At 41.0% G+C, this 20,984-nt stretch carries 21 protein-coding genes and 1 pseudogene; 4 read left to right on the forward strand and 18 right to left on the reverse strand.

The window, feature by feature from the left end; translation table 11 throughout:
- Nucleotides 1-21 precede the first annotated feature (21 nt).
- The 9 genes and pseudogenes from parC to parE all read right to left on the reverse strand — a co-directional run bounded on the left by parC (nucleotide 22) and on the right by parE (nucleotide 9,802).
- Nucleotides 22-2,502: a DNA topoisomerase IV subunit A gene (parC, locus tag D8801_RS06320; protein WP_125848652.1), complete on the reverse strand. Its 2,481-nt coding sequence runs from the start codon at nucleotides 2,500-2,502 to the stop codon at nucleotides 22-24.
- 52 nt (nucleotides 2,503-2,554) lie between these two features.
- Complete coding sequence (locus D8801_RS06325; protein ID WP_125848654.1) at nucleotides 2,555-3,289, reverse strand: CPBP family intramembrane glutamic endopeptidase; 735 nt, start codon at nucleotides 3,287-3,289, stop codon at nucleotides 2,555-2,557.
- Entirely contained in the window at nucleotides 3,270-4,139 is an 870-nt protein-coding gene (locus D8801_RS06330) for an aminoglycoside 6-adenylyltransferase (RefSeq protein ID WP_125848656.1), read from the reverse strand. The genes D8801_RS06325 and D8801_RS06330 overlap by 20 nt, the downstream gene beginning before the upstream one ends.
- Entirely contained in the window at nucleotides 4,129-4,641 is a 513-nt protein-coding gene (locus D8801_RS06335; protein WP_125848834.1) for a hypothetical protein, read from the reverse strand. Before D8801_RS06335 ends, D8801_RS06330 begins: the two co-directional genes overlap by 11 nt.
- Before the next feature lie 83 nt (nucleotides 4,642-4,724).
- A pseudogene (locus D8801_RS09840) lies at nucleotides 4,725-5,175 on the reverse strand (Fic family protein).
- Between the two features lie 18 nt (nucleotides 5,176-5,193).
- Nucleotides 5,194-5,568 carry a GNAT family N-acetyltransferase gene (locus D8801_RS06345; protein WP_125848658.1) on the reverse strand — a complete coding sequence of 125 codons (375 nt, stop codon included), beginning with the start codon at nucleotides 5,566-5,568 and terminating at the stop codon, nucleotides 5,194-5,196.
- 63 nt (nucleotides 5,569-5,631) lie between these two features.
- The gene (locus D8801_RS06350) at nucleotides 5,632-6,378 is read right to left on the reverse strand and encodes a DUF6261 family protein (protein WP_125848660.1); all 747 of its coding nucleotides are present in this window, start codon (nucleotides 6,376-6,378) and stop codon (nucleotides 5,632-5,634) included.
- Between the two features lie 175 nt (nucleotides 6,379-6,553).
- On the reverse strand, nucleotides 6,554-7,801 hold the full coding sequence (locus D8801_RS06355) for a YecA family protein (RefSeq protein ID WP_125848662.1): 1,248 nt from the start codon (nucleotides 7,799-7,801) through the stop codon (nucleotides 6,554-6,556).
- Between the two features lie 51 nt (nucleotides 7,802-7,852).
- Nucleotides 7,853-9,802: a DNA topoisomerase IV subunit B gene (parE, locus tag D8801_RS06360; protein ID WP_125848664.1), complete on the reverse strand. Its 1,950-nt coding sequence runs from the start codon at nucleotides 9,800-9,802 to the stop codon at nucleotides 7,853-7,855.
- Between the two features lie 134 nt (nucleotides 9,803-9,936).
- Between parE and plsY the strand changes: the two genes are divergently transcribed.
- Complete coding sequence (gene plsY / locus D8801_RS06365; RefSeq protein ID WP_049519644.1) at nucleotides 9,937-10,578, forward strand: glycerol-3-phosphate 1-O-acyltransferase PlsY; 642 nt, start codon at nucleotides 9,937-9,939, stop codon at nucleotides 10,576-10,578.
- Between the two features lie 33 nt (nucleotides 10,579-10,611).
- Here plsY and D8801_RS06370 read toward each other — a convergent pair whose 3' ends face one another.
- The 9 genes from D8801_RS06370 to D8801_RS06410 all read right to left on the reverse strand — a co-directional run bounded on the left by D8801_RS06370 (nucleotide 10,612) and on the right by D8801_RS06410 (nucleotide 18,969).
- Nucleotides 10,612-11,568, reverse strand: a complete 957-nt coding sequence (locus D8801_RS06370) for an ABC transporter permease (RefSeq protein ID WP_125449344.1) — start codon at nucleotides 11,566-11,568, stop codon at nucleotides 10,612-10,614.
- A 2-nt stretch (nucleotides 11,569-11,570) separates the two neighbouring features.
- Complete coding sequence (locus D8801_RS06375; RefSeq protein WP_000038676.1) at nucleotides 11,571-12,629, reverse strand: ABC transporter permease; 1,059 nt, start codon at nucleotides 12,627-12,629, stop codon at nucleotides 11,571-11,573.
- A complete protein-coding gene (locus D8801_RS06380) occupies nucleotides 12,622-14,157 on the reverse strand; it encodes an ABC transporter ATP-binding protein (RefSeq protein WP_125844265.1) in 1,536 nt (511 codons plus the stop codon). The genes D8801_RS06375 and D8801_RS06380 overlap by 8 nt, the downstream gene beginning before the upstream one ends.
- Nucleotides 14,158-14,293: 136 nt before the next feature.
- A complete protein-coding gene (locus D8801_RS06385; RefSeq protein WP_038805409.1) occupies nucleotides 14,294-15,349 on the reverse strand; it encodes a BMP family lipoprotein in 1,056 nt (351 codons plus the stop codon).
- A gap of 90 nt (nucleotides 15,350-15,439) precedes the next feature.
- Nucleotides 15,440-15,829, reverse strand: a complete 390-nt coding sequence (locus tag D8801_RS06390; RefSeq protein WP_000246099.1) for a cytidine deaminase — start codon at nucleotides 15,827-15,829, stop codon at nucleotides 15,440-15,442.
- Entirely contained in the window at nucleotides 15,816-16,478 is a 663-nt protein-coding gene (gene deoC / locus D8801_RS06395; RefSeq protein ID WP_125848666.1) for a deoxyribose-phosphate aldolase, read from the reverse strand. Before deoC ends, D8801_RS06390 begins: the two co-directional genes overlap by 14 nt.
- A 19-nt stretch (nucleotides 16,479-16,497) precedes the next feature.
- The gene (locus tag D8801_RS06400; RefSeq protein ID WP_125844269.1) at nucleotides 16,498-17,775 is read right to left on the reverse strand and encodes a pyrimidine-nucleoside phosphorylase; all 1,278 of its coding nucleotides are present in this window, start codon (nucleotides 17,773-17,775) and stop codon (nucleotides 16,498-16,500) included.
- Complete coding sequence (locus D8801_RS06405; RefSeq protein WP_125848668.1) at nucleotides 17,772-18,362, reverse strand: class I SAM-dependent methyltransferase; 591 nt, start codon at nucleotides 18,360-18,362, stop codon at nucleotides 17,772-17,774. The genes D8801_RS06400 and D8801_RS06405 overlap by 4 nt, the downstream gene beginning before the upstream one ends.
- Nucleotides 18,363-18,564: 202 nt before the next feature.
- Nucleotides 18,565-18,969 carry a hypothetical protein gene (locus D8801_RS06410; protein ID WP_125848670.1) on the reverse strand — a complete coding sequence of 135 codons (405 nt, stop codon included), beginning with the start codon at nucleotides 18,967-18,969 and terminating at the stop codon, nucleotides 18,565-18,567.
- A 200-nt stretch (nucleotides 18,970-19,169) separates the two neighbouring features.
- Here D8801_RS06410 and coaA point away from each other — a divergent pair, with 200 nt between their 5' ends.
- The 3 genes from coaA (at nucleotide 19,170) to D8801_RS06425 (ending at nucleotide 20,980) form a co-directional block, all read left to right on the forward strand.
- On the forward strand, nucleotides 19,170-20,090 hold the full coding sequence (gene coaA, locus D8801_RS06415; RefSeq protein WP_125848672.1) for a type I pantothenate kinase: 921 nt from the start codon (nucleotides 19,170-19,172) through the stop codon (nucleotides 20,088-20,090).
- A 67-nt stretch (nucleotides 20,091-20,157) separates the two neighbouring features.
- Nucleotides 20,158-20,394: a 30S ribosomal protein S20 gene (gene rpsT / locus D8801_RS06420; protein ID WP_001274000.1), complete on the forward strand. Its 237-nt coding sequence runs from the start codon at nucleotides 20,158-20,160 to the stop codon at nucleotides 20,392-20,394.
- A 52-nt stretch (nucleotides 20,395-20,446) separates the two neighbouring features.
- Nucleotides 20,447-20,980, forward strand: coding sequence for a DNA topology modulation protein (locus tag D8801_RS06425; protein ID WP_125848674.1), 534 nt, complete (start codon nucleotides 20,447-20,449; stop codon nucleotides 20,978-20,980).
- Nucleotides 20,981-20,984 lie beyond the last annotated feature (4 nt).

Consider the following 20,984-nt stretch of genomic DNA (forward strand, 5'->3'; position numbering starts at 1 on the left):
AGCCCTCTGGACTGATTCTTTTTACGAATTTGTTTTGTCCTCTTTAAAGACTTCTTTGAGGTAAGCATCGAAAACTTCCTCATCTGAAATGGTATCTGAGATAAAGCTTCCATTGCTAGTACGTTCTGACAAGTTGAGGTCTTGCAATCGACTCTCATAGATTGTTCCCTTGTTAGATTTGACAAGTAACGTTTGGTCGTTTTCTTCTACTTCTGTACTAAAAAGATCACCAACGAAACCTTGCTCTGCAACTGCTCCTGCTAAAAAGACACGGTGCGGTTTGTTTTTCAACTCACGCAAGACTTGTAGGCCTCGTTTGGCACGGCTGGTTGCTGGAATTTCGTCGATAGAAACACGTTTTAAACTACCGCGTTGGGTCAAGAGGTAGAAGGATGAGGTGTTACAGATAAAGGCTGCCCGAAGCGCATCATCTGCTTTCAAGTTCATAGCCTTGACACCCGCAGCCTTGGCACCAACAACCGGAACCTCTTCGATATTGAAACGAAGAGCATAACCATTTTGACTAATCAAGAGAACATCATCCAGTTTGATTGGTGCTACTGCTACAATCTGGTCTGTCTCGTCTTTGAGCTTAGCATACTTGACAGACTTAGACTTGTAGGTCCGCCATGGAGTGAATTCTTTGCGTTCTACACGTTTGATTTGACCAAGACGAGTTGCAGCAAAGTAGGTTGTCGCATCATCAAACTGATCCACGACTTCAGCATAAAGGATTTCTTCATTAGTCTCGAAGTTTGTAATGGTCTGGCTCAGATGCTCCCCGATATCCTTCCAACGAATATCTGCCAATTCATGAATTGGTCGATAGATGACATTTCCAAGAGTAGTAAACATCAAGAGGTGCTGGGTTGTCTTGGCAGATTGAACAAAGATCAAACGATCATCATCACGCTTGCCAATTTCTTCTAGAGTGGATGCCGCAAAGGAACGAGGACTGGTACGCTTGATGTAACCTGCCTTGGTCACGCTGACATAGGTATCTTCCTCGCCAATCAAACTAGCTGTGTCAATCTCGATTGCTTTCGCAGTATCTTCCAAAGTACTCAAACGTGGTGTCGCAAATTTCTTCTTGACCTCACGAAGTTCTTTCTTCATGAGATTGTACATAGTCCGTTCATCACCGATGATAGCCGCAAGCATGGCAATCTTTTCACGCAATTCTGCTTCTTCTTCCTGCAAGACAACCACGTCTGTATTGGTCAAACGGTAAAGTTGTAAGGTCACGATGGCTTCAGCCTGCTCCTCAGTAAACTCATAGCTGACCTTGAGGTTTTCCTTAGCGTCAGCCTTGTTCTCAGAAGCACGGATAAGGGCAATGACTTCGTCCAAAATCGAAATCACGCGAATTAAACCTTCAACGATATGGAGACGTTTCTCAGCCTTTTCCTTATCAAAGCGTGAACGCGCCAGAATCACTTCACGACGGTGGGCGATATAGCTAGACAGGATTGGGACAATTCCAACTTGACGAGGAGTGAAATTGTCAATCGCCACCATGTTAAAGTTGTAATTGATTTGTAGGTCGGTGTATTTGAAGAGATAGTTGAGTACGAGCTCGGTATTTGCATCTTTCTTAAGTTCAATAGCGATACGAAGACCGTCACGGTCAGACTCATCACGAACCTCAGCAATCCCCGCTACTTTGTTATTGACACGAACATCATCGATTTTCTTGACGAGATTAGCCTTATTGATTTCATAAGGAATCTCAGTGATAACGATTTGTTCCTTACCGCCTTTTAGCTTTTCAATCTCCGTCTTAGAACGAACAACCACTCGCCCTTTCCCAGTTTCATAGGCTTTCTTGATTTCATCACGGCCTTGGATGATAGCTCCTGTAGGAAAATCTGGTCCAGGCAAGAATTCCATCAGTTTATCAACCTTGGCAGTCGGATGGTCAATCATGTAAACCGTCGCATCAATAACCTCAGCCAAATTATGGGGTGGTATATCTGTGGCATAACCAGCCGAAATCCCAGTCGAACCATTGACCAAGAGGTTTGGAAAGGCTGCTGGCAAAACAGTGGGTTCTTTCTCGGTATCGTCAAAGTTCCAAGCAAAAGGAACTGTCTTTTTCTCGATGTCCTGGAGAAGGTAGCCTGCAACCTCAGACAAACGTGCTTCGGTATAACGCATTGCCGCAGGCGGATCACCGTCCATAGAACCGTTATTACCGTGCATTTCGACTAGAATCTCACGATTCTTCCAGTCCTGAGACATACGGACCATGGCATCATAGATAGAACTGTCCCCGTGTGGGTGGAAATTCCCCATGATGTTCCCGACAGACTTGGCAGACTTACGGTAGCTCTTGTCAAAAGTATTGCCATCTTTATTCATCGAATAAAGAATGCGACGCTGAACCGGCTTCAATCCATCACGAATATCAGGCAAAGCCCGGTCTTGAATAATGTACTTGGAGTAGCGACCAAAACGCTCTCCCATGATGTCCTCTAGGGACATGTTTTGAATGTTGGACATAATAATTCTCTTTTTAGTGTTTTATTGTAAAGTAAATCTATATTTTATAAATTTAACTGTTTCTTTGTAGGTAGTGAGAAAAGAAGAGCAATCCTACTAATCCTAGAATGAATAAAAGATTAATTTTAATAACAAATAAGCTAAGTAGGGTATTAATTAGGCCGTGAAAAATGGCGCAATAAAGGATCGACTTAGTCTTTTTGAAAACAGCCGCTAGAAGAATACTGAGATAAATTGCAAATAGACTGAATAATATAAAAGGCATCCTACTTTGGGAACTTCCAATCACAAACCATAAAGGTACATGCCATATTGCCCAAATACAACCTGTTATCAAACCGGAAATCCAAAAGGAGAATCTAGTTTCCAAAGTTGGTTGCAAGATGCCTCGCCATCCCAATTCTTCTTCGCCACCATAAACACAGACTGCACTCAAAAAAACAACAAACAAATTTCCTAGTGGAAAAGCCGGATTAAGCTCCTTAGATGAGAAAGCAATGACACCTGTCTGCACGAAAATTAGTAAAAGAAATAACAAAATATATTTCCTTGAGTCCCCTAAGATAAAAGAGACTATGCTTTTAATGGATTTTTGAGGCAAACAAGAAATGGCTGCAATGGTTGGGCCGAAACCTCCTAGTAAATGGAGAAAAACTCCTAGTGGACTTGTTAGACTTAAGAGGCTCATTTGCGTCAGAAAAGCGAGCAATCCCCAACCAAATCCCCAAGAAATGAGAAAACTAATCAGTAAAAATTTTGTTGTCTTATTATTTTGTAAATGTTTCATTTGTTTCGAGTCTCTCCTCAGCATACTCGATCATCCTCTCTGCGGTTACTTTGTCATAGTGGAAGCCGGTTTTAAGAGAGAAGGCCTGCGCTTCTCTGTGGAAAAGGTCCATCGTAGCAAACAAAGACTGAGTGATTTTCTCTTTACTTGAAAAATCAAGCAGATTCGAGAATTCCTTCTCCTTCTCTGCAGGTAAATACTGGAAAAGATACTTGTAGTTCTTGCCGATATCGACTGTTCCATTATCACTTGCAACCTGCCAAGCTAAGATCTTCAAGAGTTCTTGTTGACAAATCCCGTAGAGATGGTCCGTCGCATAGATGAGTTGCTTACGACGAATACCCTTAACCACATAGGCTGATACCCACCAAAATTCATTGCAGGCTTTGTCAAACTCTATTGCACTAGCTGGGCTCGTCCAAAAGCGTTGAGGACTCGGTAGATAAGGTTCAAACAAACCCTTAGGATCTTCTAAAACGGTGAACCCTGCTTCACTATCCACCCACTCTTGAATATACTCCGTAGGACAGAGGGTCAAATCAATCCGATTTCCATCTTCAAATAGCATCAGATAAAGTCGACGGTTGCCTAGGACATTATGCTGCTCAATGGTACGAGTGCCAAACTGGTCTAACCAAGAAAGGTCACTCGTCAGATTATCTAAGTCGTCCACGACATAGACCACGTCGTAATCCTGAAACTCATCTTTTGGTGCTTTTGGATTTGTCCGTGAACCAGACATGGCGACAGCCTCGACTTGTAAAGTTTTAGCAGTCTGTGAAATCAACCTCAGCATTTGCGCTTCACTTCTATGTTGTCTGCACATATCTTTTATAGAGTTATTTTTCATTGCCGTCTTGCTCCTCTTGTTTTTGCATGCCTCGTATTCTTTTCTTCTCAAGCTCTCCTACTATCAATTGGATAGTTGAACAAATCCCCAAAACGATTAAAATAAAATAAAACAAATTAATATCGTTTCTATGATATATTTGAAAGCTTCTCCATAATACAAAAGTATTTACTAATGAAAGAAGGAAAAGTAAAATAGCATTGAATAGGAGTGTTATAGCAAACTTACTCTTAAAATACCTATAATGTTTTCCAATCCGATAGAGGGTATATAGTGAGAAAACAATCATCAAAGGTGTGAAGGCAAGTGCATAAAATAAGATAAACCCTATTCCTGAGTATGGTTTACTTTCCATTGGTAGATCTAATAGACAGATACCAATAGTGAGGATGTTCAATATAAACAAGGATACTGTGCGAGCACACTCTTTTCTACTTTTATTGGTCATTAAATCATATATAATTCCAAAAATGGCTAGGAGAACAAGGAAAAAAGGTAACATTAATAACGTAATCAATACCGCACCTCCAATAGTTTTAGCGATTGTTTACCTAAAAAAAGATAATCATCACCTTTACTTGAACTTTATAACTCCCCTCTCTGGTAAAGGTTATCCCCTTCGTAATAATATGAAGCATCCACACCCTTAAAAAAACGGGCCTAAGTGAGGTCTTCAGTTTGATTATTCAAGAGGAGATATTTGAGTTCGCCAGTCGATACCGCGCTACGCTTCGTGGCTAGGAGGTAATCTTCCTTGTCCACGTGAGATCAGTCCACGACTTGCCCCAACTCAGTCTTGAGGAGATGATCCAGCCAGAGCCTCATATTTCTTCCGTTCCCTTCTCGAAAAGGGTGGGCGATATTTAGCTCAAGGTACTTTTCGACAATCTGCTCAAAGGTCTGTTGAGGCATCCTGTCAATATTTTCTAAGGAAGCTGCTTTTCAAAAAGCTCTTTCGCTCGGGTTTTGCTGATTTTTTCTTCCATCTTGCTAGTTCAAGCGAATCCATCAGACCAAGTTTATTGTCAAGCGTCATAAATACAGCTCTTTTCATTTAGATAGATTTTCTAAGCCCTGTTCCCACAGGTTTAAAACCTACTGTCTGATAAAATCCATCCGCTTCTGATATTAATTCTATGCGAGTCAAAGGATGTTTTTGATGAATTTCAGCGATCAATCGCCGTCCCAATCCTTTTCCGCGATAGGCTTTATCAATGATAATCTCAGCTAAAAAGGTCGTCATGACTTCATCTGTCAAGTAGCGGGCAAAACCAAGGATTTTCTGGTGCTCTTCAACTACCAAGTAATGGGACAGATTTGTTGAAAATAATGAAGTCACTTTTTCCTCTGTAAAAGAAATCCATTTTTCATTTTGATAAAGGGAATAAATAGCTTGACAATCTTTTGTGCTTGCAGGTCTGATTATCATTTTCTACTCCTTTCAAATCCGATGCGACCACTAACAATTTTTCAACTCAAATTTAGTTATATTCTAGTTGCTCTCCGTCGCTTCTTCCCTCGCCTTCTTAGCTGGCTTGTTTTTTTTATAGCGACTACGAATAGCGTTGAGATGGTCACGGAGATCGGCATACTGCTTTTTATCTGGATAAGCATAGGCGTTGATTGCAGTAAAATCCACAAGGAAGTCATAGATTTCTTGTAGTTTCGCACGAACTTCCTTGTTTTGACTAGGTGCCTTGCCTTTTTGCTCAGCCAAACGCTCCTTATAGGCTTTTTCAAACTGAGCCTGCGCCTTTGTCAAGGTTTCTACATGAGTTGTCAAATGCAGGGTTGCAAGGGCAGTTTGGTAGTCAGTATCTTTTAGCTCCTTGAGCAAATGGTTAATAGCTTCTGTCTCTTTTTCGTAGCTCATACTCGTTAGCCCAGCATAATGTTTGAAAAGTTTACTGAGTTTGTCGTAAGCTTCCTTGCTACCTGCCTCTTTGACACGAGAGAAGGCCTTGACCAAACCAGTCAAGGTAGAAAGCGCATCATCACGCTCACGATCAGACGCTTCCAGACTAGCCACCGTTTGACTGGCCTTGGAACGGTGCAAACCAGCTTGCAATCTCTCAAGAAGTTTTTCCATATCCCCAAGCTTCGTTGCATAAACCTGCTCAGACTTATTAGCTTTTGTAAAAGCCCCCAACTCGTCCTTGCTCTCAGATAGAAGTTGGAAGAATTCGTTGTTTTCTAAAGCTTTTGTATCTAAACTGCTAATTCCATAAATTTTTTTCATCTGGATAATCTCCTAATTTTTTATTTTAATATACTTTTTACTTCGTCCGATTTTCGAACAAACAGAATTTGCCATGAAAGGCCTCGTCCGAAAATTGGACGTTCTCACTTTAGATTTGGTTAGCTTGTCAAAAAATCTGACGATGGAAATTTGATGAGTCCAATCTCTCTGTTTTTTAAAACAAATCTATTTTTTCCAGTATATTATAAACAATATTACGTACTTCCTCGTTCTGTACTCCTTTAACTTGAATTAATAGACTATTCGCTTGTAAAAGCCATTCATATTGACTGTTTTTTAGAAGTTTACCTTTTTCATTAAAAAAACAAATTTCTTTATCTCTCAATTCATCAATAATATCAGGAGAAATTATAATATTTTCTGAACTATCAAAAATGTAATATTTTATAATATTTTCAAAAGAAGCAGTATCTTTTTCGTTCTTATAACCATCATACTTATCATTAAGTAACTTCAGCAATTTATCTTTCAAATAATCATTTTCTTCGTTTGGTACAACACAATAAAAATATGCTGGAAAATCTCTATTTTGTGGGATTAAACCAAAACTGCAGCCTAAATGATTCATAACCCCAGTATCGTTATAAGAAAACTCTGTACAGCCGGCACCACACCACTGAATATCGTTTTTCAATTTATAACCGTATACTTTAAAATGTTCATCAATTTTAGCATCACTTGGTAGAGTATGATTCATTACTTGATCAAATTTAATCTTTAATACATCTAAATTTGTTATATTTGTTTTAGTATTTGCAATTTTTGTTGCATTAGCATAAATGGAATTTCTTTTATTTCTTGTATCTGAGGAAAGTGATTTGCCTACTCCTTTTTCTGAGGCAATCACATCATGGTAATCTATTAAGGCATATTTTTCTTTAGAAAAATGGTATAAAAAGAAACGATAAGCATATAAAAATATATATTGTTTTTCGGTAGGAATGGGTTTAAAAGTTTCTATTGGCGAAAAAATCTGATTGTCATGTTCTTCACAAAAAAGTGGCATAGTTCCAGCATCATTTATATTGACTTCATAAAATAATTCACTATATGATCTAGGATTTTGTAGATTACTAACAATATTTTTTATATCGGTCGAAAAAACCGAATATCCATTATCAGTTTTTCTTGCAATCTGCTTTTCTAATATATTTCTAGGAAAAGTGTGTGATTTAATCGGTTTTCTATCACAGTTGGAATATAGGCACTCTTTTCCTTTAGAATCGAAAAGTTGCTTGACTCTATTCCTATCGTGGGATTGAAGTTGTTTTCTCTCACTTTCCGAAATATCACGAAGATTATCCCGTTCCATTTGTTTTCGTAACTTCTCTATTTTTAAATGGCAATGTTTGTATTTTTTGCCTGAATTGCATGGACATTTATCGTTTCTACCGATAGACACCTCCCCACCTCCTTTTTATAATGTATATTTATTTTTTATTGCAGCACACTCCTAAAACACCATCTCCCCACTCTCTTCCAGCGTAAACTTGACATTATCCTCAATCCATTTACGGCGTGGTTCGACCTTATCTCCCATGAGGACATTGACGCGGCGTTCAGCGCGTGCTAGGTCTTCGATCGTAACACGGATGAGGGTACGCGTTTCTGGGTTCATGGTTGTTTCCCAGAGTTGATCCGCATTCATCTCACCAAGACCTTTGTAGCGTTGGAGGGTAGCGCCTTTACCGAACTGCTTGCGAAGTTCTTCTAGCTCTCCGTCCGTCCAAGCGTAGGCCACTTCTTCTTTCTTGCCTTTGCCTTTAGACATCTTGTAAAGAGGCGGAAGGGCGATATAGACATGTCCTGCCTCAACTAGCGGACGCATGTAACGGTAGAAAAATGTTAAGAGCAAGGTCTGAATATGGGCACCGTCGGTGTCCGCATCGGTCATGATAATGATCTTGTCATAGTTGGCATCTTCAATGGAGAAGTCTGCTCCCACACCCGCTCCGATGGTATAAATCATCGTGTTGATTTCTTCATTTTTGAGGATATCTGCCATCTTGGCCTTGGCTGTATTGATAACCTTACCACGAAGGGGCAAGATAGCCTGGAACTTACGGTCACGGCCTTGCTTGGCAGAACCACCGGCAGAGTCACCCTCGACCAGATAGAGTTCATTCTTAGCAGGATTTTTAGACTGGGCTGGAGTCAATTTCCCAGACAACAAGCCCTTATCTTTCTTATTTTTCTTACCATTTCGGCTCTCATCACGCGCTTTGCGGGCCGCCTCACGGGCATCACGCGCCTTGATAGCCTTGCGAATGAGATTGGAAGCCAGCTCCCCATTTTCCATAAGGAAGAAGGTCAACTTATCAGCCACAATTCCATCCACAACCGGACGAGCTAGTGGACTTCCAAGTTTGTCCTTGGTCTGTCCTTCAAACTGAAGGTGCTCTTCAGGAACCAGAATAGAAAGAACAGCTGCTAGTCCTTCACGGTAGTCTGACCCTTCAAGATTTTTATCTTTTTCCTTGAGAAGTCCCGTCTTACGCGCATAATCGTTCATGACCTTAGTAATGGCTGACTTGAGTCCTGTCTCATGCGTTCCACCGTCCTTAGTACGAACGTTATTGACAAAGGATAGAATGTTATCTGAGAATCCATCATTGTACTGGAGGGCAACTTCCACTTGGAAACCATTGTCTTCGCCTTCAAAGTATAGGACTGGCGTCAAGGTTTCCTTGTCTTCGTTCAGATAGGAAACAAAGTCCTGAACTCCGTTCTCATAGTGGAACTCAATCACTTCATCTGTTCGCTTGTCCGTCAATGACAAGGTGACATTTTTTAAGAGGAAGGCTGACTCATTGAGACGTTCTGAAATGGTATTGTACTTAAAGTCTGTCGTAGAAAAAATCGTCGCGTCAGGCATGAAAGTGACTTTGGTACCTGTCTTAGACTTGGGTGCTGTACCAATTTTTTTCAAGGTTGTGACGGGTTTCCCACCATTTTCAAAACGTTGCTTGTAGACTGTACCGTCACGAGTAATTTCAACTTCTAGCCAACTAGAAAGGGCATTAACAACAGAAGACCCCACCCCGTGGAGACCTCCAGATGTCTTATAGCCACCTTGACCGAATTTCCCTCCGGCGTGGAGAATGGTAAAGATAACTTCAACAGTTGGAATTCCCATGGCGTGCATCCCGGTTGGCATTCCTCGACCATGGTCTTGAACGGTTAGACTGCCGTCTTTATTGATAGTCACATCGATGCGATCACCAAATCCAGACAAGGCTTCATCGACTGCATTGTCCACGATTTCCCAGACTAGGTGATGGAGACCTGCTCCGTCGGTCGATCCAATATACATCCCCGGACGTTTACGGACCGCATCCAACCCTTCTAGCACCTGAATGGCGTCATCATTGTAGTTATTAATATTGATTTCCTTTTTTGACACAAGGAACCTCCTATTTGTTCATCTTTTCTATTTTACAGGTTTTCTAGGGATTTTGCAAAGTTTTTCCCGTTCAGCTATCACAATTTTAAAGGATATTCTCATCATTTCTACACTATTCATGGTATAATAGGTCTATGATGACATTTGTATTATTAATTCTAGCTTATCTACTAGGTTCGATTCCGTCTGGTCTATGGATTGGACAAATTTTCTTTCAAACAAATCTGCGTGAACATGGTTCTGGAAACACCGGAACGACCAATACTTTCCGTATTTTAGGTAAGAAAGCGGGTATGGCAACCTTTGTGATTGACTTCTTTAAAGGAACCTTGGCCACTCTCCTTCCAATCCTTTTCCACCTTCAAGGTGTATCACCTCTTGTCTTTGGTCTTTTGGCCGTGATTGGACATACCTTTCCTATCTTTGCAGGCTTTAAAGGTGGTAAGGCTGTCGCAACCAGTGCTGGAGTGATTTTCGGATTTGCGCCTGTTTTCTGTCTTTATCTAGCAATCGTATTCTTTGGAAGCCTCTATCTAGGTAGTATGATTTCACTATCAAGCGTTACTGCTTCTATCGCAGCCGTTATCGGAGTTCTCCTATTTCCACTATTTGGATTTATCCTGAACAGCTATGACCCTCTCTTCATTTTGATTATCCTAGCACTCGCTAGCTTGATTATCATTCGTCACAAGGATAATATCACACGCATCAAAAATAAAACTGAAAATCTCGTCCCTTGGGGATTGAACCTAACTCATCAAAATCCTAAAAAATAAAACGCCAGTTTGAACTGACGTTTTTTTGTATGCTTATTTTGACTTGATGTAGTTGATACCATCTGCCTTAGGAGCAACTGCTTTTCCGAAGAAGGCTGCTAAAACAAGGATGGTCAAGACATAAGGCGCGATTTGAAGGTAAACAGCTGGCACTCCTTGTAGGAAAGGCAATTGAGAACCGATAACTGCCAAACTTTGTGAAAGTCCAAAGAAGAGACTAGAAAGCATAGCACCGATTGGGTTCCATTTACCAAAGATCATCGCAGCAAGAGCGATAAATCCAGGACCGACAATAGTTGTCACTGAGAAGTTAACTGAAATGGATTGAGCATAAATCGCTCCCCCAATTCCACCTAGGAATCCTGAGATAATAACCCCAAGATATCGCATCTTGTATACATTAATCCCCAAGGTATCTGCTGCCTGAGGGTGTTCACCAACAGAGCGAAGGCGAAGACCAAAACGTGTCTTAAAGAGAATAAACCATGCAAAGAATGAGAAGGCAATCGCGATATAACCTAGCAAACTTGTTGACTTAAAGAAGATATCGCCGATTACTGGGATATTGGCCAAAACAGGGAAATCAAAACGTCCAAAAGTCTGGCTTAAGTTATCCGTTTGTCCTTTGTTATAAAGAACTTTAACCAAGAAAACTGCTAATGCAGGAGCCATCAAGTTCAATACTGTACCACTGACAACATGGTCCGCACGGAAATGAACTGTAGCGACTGCATGGATGAGGGAGAACATAGCTCCCACGATACCGGCAACTAACAAGGAAATCCAAGGAGTCGCTGCTCCAAGTTGTTCTGCAAACTCAAGGTTAAAGACAACCCCAGAAAAGGCTCCCATAACCATAATTCCTTCAAGACCGACGTTAACGACACCACCACGTTCAGAGAAAACTCCCCCGATACTCGTAAAAATAAGTGGTGCTGAGTAAATCAGCATAGAAGAGACCAAGAGGGTGAGTAATGTTGTAATAGACATCCTTACTTACCTCCTTTAACTTGTTTTTTCGGTTTGACAAAGCGTTCAATAATATAGTGAACACTGACAAAGAAGATAATAGACGCTGTTACAATGCTAACAAGCTCAGACGGAACTTGCGCAGCGTTCATACCTGGCGCACCAACTTGCAGAACACCAAATAAGAAGGCTGCAAAGAGGATTCCAATTGGTGAATTTCCAGCAAGCAAACTAACTGCCATCCCGTTAAATCCGATAGCTAATGATGACCCCTGAACGTAAACGTTTTGGAAGGTTCCTAGACCTTCGACCGCTCCACCGAGACCAGCCAAAGCACCAGAGATAATCATTGATAGGATGATTGTACGTTTTGCTGAAATACCAGCGTACTCTGAAGCATGGGGATTGAGACCAACTGCACGGATTTCAAAACCGAGAGTCGTTTTCTTAAGCAAGAACCAAATCACCCCAACAGCAATGATAGCAAAGAAGATACCGATATTCATCCGAGAATTGCCAGTCAACTCAGATAACCATGGTGTCTGGTAACTAGCATTGGCACTCACACGAATCGTTGAGTCTGTACTTTGCATAAAGTCTTTCGGGAAAGAATGAATAAAGGCGTTCCCTACATACAATACAATGTAGTTCATCATAATGGTTACGATAACCTCTGACGTACCGAGATAAGCTCTGAGAATACCTGGAATCGCACCAACAATTCCACCTGCGATCAGAGCAATCACTACAGTCGCTAAAATCAACATTGGACGTGGCATGTCTGGATGCGACAAGGCAAACCAACCGCTGAGAATCCATCCCGCTAGCGCTTGACCAGGAAGTCCAACGTTGAAGAAACCTGCCCGACTAGCAACAGCAAAACCAAGACCAATCAAGACTAGAGGTCCCATGGCACGGAAAATTTCCCCAATCCCACGGAGGCTACCAAAAGCTGTATAGAACAACTCCTCATAGCCCCAGATAGCATCGTAGCCGAAGATCCACATGACAATGGCTCCGAGCAAGATTCCTAAGAATACGGAAATCAAGGGAACCGAAATTTGTTGTAATTTTTTAGACATCACTCTTCTCCTTTCCCAAGTCTCCACCAGCCATCAAGACACCAAGTTCTTGTTTGTTAGTCGTTTCTGGCGATACAACACCTTGAATCTTACCATCATGAATAACAGCAATTCGGTCTGAGACATTTAAAATCTCATCCAATTCAAAACTGACAACGAGAACAGCCTTGCCATTATCACGTTCCTCAATCAAGCGTTTGTGAATGTACTCAATGGCACCAACGTCCAAACCACGAGTTGGCTGGCTGACGATAAGGAGTTCAGGATCACGATCAATCTCACGAGCAATAATCGCTTTTTGTTGATTTCCTCCTGAAAGAGCTGCTGCTGGAACAAATTCGCTTGCCGCACGGACGTCAAATTCTTCCATCAATTTCTTGGCATGTGAAGTGATATTGGCATAGTTCAAAATACCATTCTTACTGAGTGGTTCTTTATAGTAGGTTTGAAGAGCGATATTTTCTGAAATCATCATCTCCAAAATCAAACCATCACGGTGACGGTCTTCAGGAACATGCCCTACACTGAGTTCCGTAATTTGTCGTGGGTGCATCCCCACGATTGATTTGCCCTTTAATTCAATACTACCAGACTCAACCTTACGAAGACCTGTAATGGCTTGAATGAGTTCAGATTGACCATTGCCATCAATACCCGCAATACCAACAATTTCACCAGCTCGAACATCCAAAGAAAGATTCTTCACAGCTGGTACACCGCGATTTTCATTAACAACCAAGTCTTTGATAGACAAGACCACTTCTTTTGGTTGAGGTGCCTGTTTCTCCGTTTTAAACGAGACAGAGCGCCCTACCATCATTTCTGCCAAGTCTGCATTGGTTGCCCCTGCAATCTCAACCGTCTGGATTGATTTCCCACGACGGATAACCGTCACACGATTGGATACCGCACGAATTTCATCCAGTTTATGGGTAATCAAAATAATGGATTTTCCTTCTTTGACAAGATTTTTCATGATAGCCATCAACTCGTCAATCTCTGAAGGAGTCAATACAGCTGTAGGTTCATCAAAGATAAGGATATCAGCACCACGATAGAGTGTTTTCAAGATTTCTACACGTTGTTGAGCACCAACAGAAATGTCCGCAACCTTAGCAGCAGGATCTACTGCCAAACCATAACGTTCAGAAAGAGCCTTGATTTCTCTAGTAGCTTCAGCTATATCTAGCACACCATTTTTAGTGATTTCACTCCCCAAAATGATATTCTCGGCTACTGTAAAAGCTTCGACCAACATAAAATGTTGGTGAACCATCCCAATTCCAAGACTAGCGGCTTTAGAAGGGGAGTCTAGTTTTACAACCTGACCATTCACTGCAATTTCACCACTAGTTGGCTCAAGAAGTCCTGCCAGCATATTCATCAGAGTGGATTTACCCGCTCCATTTTCTCCTAAAAGTGCATGGATTTCACCTTTTCGCAGTTGCAAATTGATCTTGTCGTTTGCTACAAATTCACCAAACACCTTGGTGATATCCCGCATCTCAATGACATTTTCGTGTGCCATATGCTCTTCCTTTCAGAGGTTTATTTTATTTCAATAAAACCTGCTAATCACATTAACAAGCTCTATTGAGACAAAAATTGCCTCAATTCTTAAAGAAGCGACCGATGGCCGCTTCCTAAGAAATGACTTTTATCCATTATTTTTCAGGAACTTTTACACTTCCGTCAAGGATTTTAGCTTTTGCATCTTCGACAGCCTTTTTACCTTCTTCTGAAAGGTTTGTTACTGCCAAGTCAACCCCTTTATCTTTCAATGAGTAGACGATAACTTGTCCACCAGGGAATTCACCTTTTTCTGTTTTGTTGGCAATATCTTTTACAGTTGTACCAACTTGTTTCAATGTAGATACAAGAACGAAGTTTGATTCTTTACCATCTTTAGAAGTGTATTTACCTTCTGCTGCTTGGTCACGGTCTACACCAATAACCCAAACTTTTTCGTTTTCATTTTTGCTTTCGTTCAAAGATTTTGCTTCAGCAAAGACACCAGCACCTGTACCACCAGCTGCTTGGTAGACAACGTCTGCACCTGCAGCGTATTGAGCTGCTGCAATTGTTTTACCTTTGGCAGCATCACCAAATGAACCAGCGTAGTCAACTTGTACTTTGATAGATGGGTCTACTGACTCAACACCAGCCTTAAATCCAGCAGCGAAACGTGAAATAACTTCAGATTCGATACCACCTACAAAACCAACTTGTTTTGTTTTAGTTGTTTTCGCTGCTGCAACACCAGCAAGGTAAGCTGCTTCGTTATCAGCAAATGTTACGCTCGCAACATTCTTTTGATCTTTGATCACATCATCAATCAAGACATAGTTTAAGTCAGAGTGGTCTTTTGCTGCCTCTTCAACTGCATTGTGAAGTGCAAAACCAACACCGAAGATCAGGTTGTAACTTCCAGCCGCTTGTTGCAAGTTGTTAGCATAGTCTGCTTCACTTGTTGATTGGAAATAAGTAAAGCCTTTATCTTTAGAAAGATTGTGTTCTTTACCCCAGTCTTGCAAACCTTCCCAAGCTGATTGGTTAAATGATTTATCATCAACACCACCAGTATCTGTTACGATCGCTGCTTTCGTCTTCATTTCAGATGAAGATGAAGCTGCGTTACGAGAAGAGCGGTTACCACATGCAGCAAGTCCAACTGCTGCCACTGCAACTAGACCAAGGCCTAGCCATTGTTTCTTGTTCATTACTGAACCTCCTAAATAAGATGTGCAACGATGTTGCAAGTATAGATCGTTTGGTCACGTAGACCACAGCCACTCAAAGAGTAGCTCAGACTAATTTAAGTCTGTAAATGAGTATGGAAGTAACTCCCCGACCGTCATCTCGACCGTCGATTTATCTTTAGCGACTAAAGTCACTTTTAGATCTTGTTCAAAAAATTCAACCATGACCTGGCGGCAAGCACCACATGGCGAGATGGGTTTTTCAGTTTGTCCGTAGACAATCAACTCTGAAAACTCCCGTTGCCCCTCCGAAACTGCTTTAAAAATAGCAGTACGCTCTCCACAATTGGTCAAAGGATAACTAGCATTCTCGATATTAACACCCGTATAAATGCTACCGTTCTTGGCAACTAAAACAGCTCCGATGGGAAAGTGAGAATAGGGTACATAGGCTTTCTTGCTGGTTTCAATTGCTAGTTCAATCAACTCAGTAGTCGCCATCTGCCAATTCTCCTTTTAAAATCGCAACGCCAGCAGATGTTCCAATACGAGTAGCGCCTGCTTCCACAAAGGCAAGAGCGTCTGCATATGAGCGAGCTCCACCAGCAGCCTTAACTCCCATATCTGGTCCGACTGTTTCACGCATTAATTTAACATCTGCTACCGTAGCACCACCAATTGAAAAGCCAGTAGATGTTTTGACAAAGTCAGCGCCTGCCTTCTGGGATAATTGGCAGGCCACAACCTTTTCATCGTCTGTCAACAAGCAGGCTTCAATAATAACCTTAACCAACTTGTCACCACTTGCTTCTACGACAGCACGGATGTCCGATTCAACTAAATCAAGATTGCCTGATTTGAGGGCACCAACATTGATAACCATATCAATCTCATCTGCACCGTTTTGAACAGCTTCTTTGGTTTCAAAAGCTTTCACAGCTGAAGTTGTTGCTCCAAGAGGGAAACCTACTACTGTACAAATCTTTACATCTGAGCCTTCAAGTCCTGTTTTCGCATGTTTAACCCATGTGGGATTGACACAAACGCTGGCAAAGTCATACTCACGCGCTTCAGATAGCAAACGATCAATTTGTTCTTGGCTTGCATCTTGCTTTAAAAGCGTATGATCGATATATTTATTTAACTTCATATTCGGATTCTCCCTGGTTTTATGAGATAATTTCTATAATTTCTCGTAAACTTTGCACTCCATCATTTATTTTAACATATTTTTGAAATTCTGTAACTAGTTCAGAAGAAATTTTTCCATTTGTATAAACTTTTGCAACAATTTCTCCTTTTTGAACGGAGTCTCCAACTTTCTTTTCAAAAACAATCCCTGTTTCATAGTCCAGGTCATCAGACTTGACTGCACGACCAGCTCCTAGTCTCATGGCATAGAGCCCAAATTCCATAGCTGGAAGAGCTGAAATAACACCTGTCTCTTGAGCTGGAATTTCCACCACATGAGCAACCTTGACGGGGCGATAGAGGTCTTCTAAATCACCGCCTTGTGCTGCTACCATTTCTTCAAACTTAGCCAGTGCTTGGCCATTCTCAAGATGTTTACGGATTTCCTCGATCGTTTTCTCAACATCAGCCAATCCAAGCATAATCTGAGCTAGCTCGCAGATAAAATGACTAATATCTTCTCGGCCTTTTCCTTGGAGAATCTCGATTGCCTCAAGGATTTCGAGACGATTGCCAATAGCTCGCCCCAAGGGTTGGCTCATATCTGTAATGACTGCAACTGTTTTTCGACCAACTGCCTTACCGAGATCAACCATAGTTTGAGCCAATTCGCGCGCCTCGTCAACAGTCTTCATAAAGGCACCCTCACCAACAGTCACATCTAGCAAAATGGCATCCGCTCCTGCAGCAATTTTCTTGCTCATAACAGAACTAGCAATCAAAGGAATCGTGTCGACAGTTGCAGTCACATCACGGAGGGCATAGAGAAGCTTGTCTGCTTTAACCAGCTGATCTGACTGCCCAATGACAGATACACCAATATTCTGTACCTGACGAATAAAATCTTCTTGACTTCGCTCGACTTGATAGCCCTTAATGGACTCCAATTTATCAATTGTCCCACCAGTATGGCCAAGACCACGACCACTCATTTTTGCCACAGGTACACCAAAGCTAGCAACAAGGGGAGCTAAAATCAAGGTCACCTTATCACCAACACCACCTGTCGAGTGTTTATCTACTTTGATACCATCTATGGCTGACAAATCAAACTCCTGACCTGTCTTAACCATATTCATCGTCAGGTCAGAAATCTCACGTGTGGTCATTCCTTTAAAATAAACAGCCATAGCAAAGGCAGACATCTGATAGTCTGGAACAGTTCCAGCCACATAGCCTTCAACCAGCCACTTGATTTCATTTGCAGTCAGTTCTTGACCATCTCGTTTTTTTTGGATTAAATCAACTGCTCTCATTCTTTCACACTTCTAAGGATATAATATCCCTTATCTTTCTTTACGATTTCACAATTTCCAAAAACGTCTTCCATCTTACTTTTAGCACTTGGAGCTCCTTGCTTTTTCTGAATGACGATGGTTAAATCTCCTCCGTCTTTCAAGAATTCTCTGCTCTTTTCGATAATCTCATGAACAACTTGTTTACCCGCTCGAATCGGCGGATTGGAAATAACATGGTCAAACTTCCCTTCAACTTGTTCATAGATATTGGATTGGAAAATCGTCGCTGAAACTTGGTTTCTCTCAGCATTTTGTCGCGCTAGGTCCAAGGCACGGTTATTGATATCGACCATGGTTGCCTGAACTCCATAAGCCTTGACCAAAGAAAGCCCTAAGGGACCATATCCACAGCCTACATCAAGGACCGCTTCTCCTTTGTTAACCTCTAGACACTTCAATAAAAGCTGACTCCCAAAGTCAACCATTTTCTTGCTAAAAACACCCGCATCCGTCAAAAAGGTCATTTTTTGTCCCAACAACTCCACTCTCAACTCATGAATGTCGTGAGCAGCATCAGGATTTTCTGCATAATACATTTTACTCATAAAACTATTTTACCATAATTTGGCTTGAATTGTAAATCGTTTACAAAGTGATGATAAAATGAAAAAGACTGAAGAATCCTAGTCAAAAAACCTTTTCTTCAATCTCTTTCAATTATTAGAAATACATTACAATCGATCGTGAACTACAAATTATCATAGTCAGGAAAAAACAGATCGTCTGTAATCAGGCGCATTTTTATTACTATTGCTTAACCTTAAAACACTTTATTATCAACAGGATTCCCAATATGATGTTTAGATAAAAACCCAACTGATAAGTTTGTGTCAAGATTTCCAAACTTGTCCAAAGTCGTATCAAATCTTCTAGTGACATACGGAATAGATATCCTTCTGTAGCAATCCACAAAATCAAAAATAGATAACTACCAGCAGCAAGCCATTTCATCCACCGTTTTTTTAGTAGCCAAGCAATCAAGAGCGAACAGATAAAGACAACTGTTACAAGGAGATGGTCCATTAAGAAGGTAAAACCGTAATAAGTTTCTACAAAGCGTCTCCCATTATCCGCATTCGCTCCCCTTATAAAAGGTAGTGCAAAACTTAAAATAAAACAGAGTTCCAATAAGTAACATCTCAAGATTTTCATTGTATACCTCCTACAAGTTGCGAACTAAAAAAACACTTTTAATAACTGATAAGTCTTCAGAAACAATTCCCTATCTCATCATTAAATTATTCAACCTCCATCTACCCCTATTATACGATATTGACTTACTACCATCAAGAAACCGCTTTATTTTTTTAGCTTTTTATGGTATGATAAACAAAATATCTAGGGGAAAACAAATGACCAACGAATTTTTACATTTTGAGAAAATCAGTCGCCAGACTTGGCAATCATTGCATCGCAAAACAACTCCTCCCTTGACGGAAGAAGAACTGGACTCCATCAAGAGTTTCAATGACCAGATTAGTCTGCAGGACGTAACGGACGTCTATCTTCCCCTTGTCCATCTTATCCATATTTACAAGCGCACTAAGGATGATTTGGCATTTTCAAAAGGAATTTTCCTCCAACGTGAAAGCAAATCCCAACCTTTTATCATTGGGGTTTCTGGAAGTGTTGCTGTGGGGAAATCGACCACTAGTCGCTTACTTCAGATTCTTCTATCACGTACTCTCCCGGATGCTACTGTAGAACTAGTGACAACGGATGGCTTTCTCTATCCCAACCAAACTTTAATTGACCAAGATATCTTAAATCGCAAAGGTTTTCCTGAAAGTTATGATATGGAAGCCTTGTTGAATTTTCTTGACTGCCTAAAGAATGGGCAAGATGTCGATATTCCTGTCTATTCTCACGAGGTTTATGATATCGTCCCTAGAGAAAAGCAACGTGTCAAAGCCGCTGACTTTGTCATTGTCGAGGGGATTAATGTCTTTCAAAACCCTCAAAATGAGCGCCTTTACATCACTGATTTCTTTGATTTCTCCATCTATGTGGATGCAGCAGTTGAGGACATTGAAAGTTGGTATCTGGATCGTTTCTTAAAGCTGCTCAGCTTTGCCCAAAATGATCCCAACAGCTACTACCACCGCTTTACGCAAATGCCGATTGGAGAAGTTGAAGCCTTTGCACATCAGGTTTGGACCAGTATTAATCTCACAAATCTACAAAACTATATCGAACCGACAAGGAATCGCGCCGAGGTTATTCTCCACAAGACTAAAAACCATGAAATCGATGAAATTTACCTAAAAAAATAATTTCCCCTTGTCAAAACCTAAGTTTTCATATATAATGGTATAGTTAGTAAATATGGAGGTAAGAACATTGGCAAACATTAAATCAGCTATCAAACGCGCTGAATTGAACGTTAAACAAAACGAAAAAAACTCAGCTCAAAAATCAGCTATGCGTACTGCTATCAAAGCTTTCGAAGCAAACCCTTCTGAAGAACTTTTCCGTGCTGCTAGCTCAGCTATCGACAAAGCAGAAACTAAAGGTTTGATTCATAAAAACAAAGCAAGCCGCGATAAAGCTCGTCTTTCAGCTAAACTTGCTAAATAAGAAACAGTCCATAGAGGCTGTTTTTTTGTCCTTGAATACAAAAAGGTAGAAAATGAAAATAGCAATCATCGGATATTCTGGAGCCGGCAAGTCAACTCTAGCTGAAACGTTATCAAACTACTACTCTATCCCCAAACTGCATATGGATACACTTCAATTTCAACCTGGTTGGCAAGATAGTGACCGCGAATGGATGCTGGGCGAGATAAAAAACTTTCTCACAAAGCACGAAGTTTGGGTCATCGACGGCAACTACTCTTGGTGTTGCTATGAAGAAAGAATGCAGGAAGCTGACCAAATCATCTTTCTCAATTTTTCCCCATGGACTTGTCTTTTTCGAGCCTTTAAACGGTATCTCACATACCGAGGCAAGGTCAGAGAAAGCATGGCTGCAGGTTGCCCTGAACGCTTTGACTGGGACTTTATCAGATGGATTCTCTGGGATGGGCGGACAAAGAATGCTAAAGAACGTTATCAACGGGTTCAAGAAACCTATCCAGAGAAAGTAATTGTCCTCCGGTCGCAAAAGGAGATGGACTACTTCTTAGAAAATCTCGTACATAACAAGAAAAACCAACGTGTCTAACGTT

This window comes from Streptococcus oralis (assembly GCF_003943415.1).
GTDB lineage: Bacteria > Bacillota > Bacilli > Lactobacillales > Streptococcaceae > Streptococcus > Streptococcus oralis_BJ.